The sequence below is a fragment of the Novosphingobium sp. KCTC 2891 genome (assembly GCF_025938155.1).
GTDB lineage: Bacteria > Pseudomonadota > Alphaproteobacteria > Sphingomonadales > Sphingomonadaceae > Novosphingobium.
Genome location: NZ_JAPCZG010000032.1, coordinates 1 through 1,324, shown reverse-complemented (window position 1 = coordinate 1,324; position 1,324 = coordinate 1). Strand labels below are relative to the sequence as shown.

Here is a 1,324-nt window from a genome sequence, read left to right as displayed (position 1 = left end):
TGTCCGAGGCGATGCGCACGTCGCACATGCAGGCAAGGTCGCAGCCCGCGCCGATCGCCGGGCCATTGACCGCCGCGATCACCGGCACCTCGATCGCCTCGAACAGCAGCGGCAGGCGCTGGATGCCGTGGCGGTAGTTGCGGCGCGTCTGCGCGGCGACCGGATCGTTCAGGCCGCTGCCCTCGCGCATCGTGGCGATATTGCCCCCGGTCGAGAAGGCCGAGCCCGCGCCCGTCAGGATCACCACGCGCACCGCCATGTCGCGGTCCGCTTCCTCGATCGCGGCGCACAGCGCCTCGATCGTGGGGCCATCGGAGATCGGGTTGCGCAACTCGGGCTGGTTGAGGGTCAGCGTCAGCACGCCCCCTTCCAGCGCCTTCAGGACCGGATCGCTCATCGCGGCGGCATCCGGATGGCGCCGTCGATGCGGATCGTCTCGCCGTTCAGCATCGGGTTCTCGATGATCTGCTCGGCCAGCATGGCAAATTCGTTCGGGCGGCCAAGGCGGCGCGGATGCGGCACTGCGCCAGCCAGGGCCTCGCGCACTTCGGGCTTCACCCGCTCCAGGATCGGCGTGTCGAACGTGCCCGGCGCGATCGTGCACACGCGCACCTGGTGGCTGGCAAGGTCGCGTGCGGCCACGATCGTCATGCCCACGATCCCGGCCTTGGCCGAAGCATAGGGGATCTGCCCGATCTGCCCTTCGAAGGCCGCCACCGAGGCGGTCAGCACCACGACCCCGCGCTCGCCGTCGATCGCCTCGTTCTTCGCCATGCGCGCCGCGCCAAGGCGCAGCACGTTGAAGCTGCCGATCAGGTTGATCCGCACCACCATCTCGTAGGTTTCCAGCGAGCCGGGGTTGCCTTCACGGTCCACCACGCGGATCGGACCGCCGCGACCGGCGCAGTGCACCACCGCGCGCAGCGGACCCATCGCCTCGGCGGCGTCGAACACCGCGTTCATCTGGTCGGTATCCGTCACGTCGGCCGCGACAAAGCGCGCGGCCTGACCGATCGCGGCAGCCGTCGCCTCGCCGTCCGATACCGGAAGATCGGCGATCACGACCTTCGCACCACCCGCGACCAGGCGCTCCGCCGTCGCCCGGCCCAGCCCCGACGCGCCGCCCGTGACGACCGCGACAATACCCTTCAGTTCCATGTCAGATACCTCTTCAAAGTCGTTCGATGATCGTGGCGTTGGCCTGGCCGCCCGCCTCGCACATCGTCTGCAGGCCATAGCGCCCGCCCGTTTCTTCCAGCCCGTACAGCATCGAGCTCATCAGCCGCGTGCCCGATGCACCCAGCGGATGGCCCAGCGCGATCGC

Annotated in this window: 2 protein-coding genes and 1 pseudogene; all 3 read right to left on the bottom strand. The window is 69.4% G+C overall.

The genetic code is table 11. The features are described 5' to 3' along the window. On the bottom strand, nucleotides 1-397 hold a 397-nt coding region (locus OLX02_RS20140), incomplete at its 3' end, for an enoyl-CoA hydratase-related protein (protein ID WP_264425744.1). Continuing rightward, entirely contained in the window at nucleotides 394-1,158 is a 765-nt protein-coding gene (locus OLX02_RS20135) for an SDR family NAD(P)-dependent oxidoreductase (RefSeq protein ID WP_264425743.1), read from the bottom strand. The genes OLX02_RS20140 and OLX02_RS20135, both read right to left, overlap by 4 nt. Nucleotides 1,159-1,171: 13 nt before the next feature. Further along, nucleotides 1,172-1,324: pseudogene (locus OLX02_RS20130) on the bottom strand (steroid 3-ketoacyl-CoA thiolase); the annotation flags it as partial.

What these genes read in the sequence shown, in the direction of transcription:
- OLX02_RS20135 (WP_264425743.1), bottom strand. Translation starts at nt 1,158, where the DNA reads ATGGAACTGAAGGGTATTGTCGCGGTCGTCACGGGCGGCGCGTCGGGG.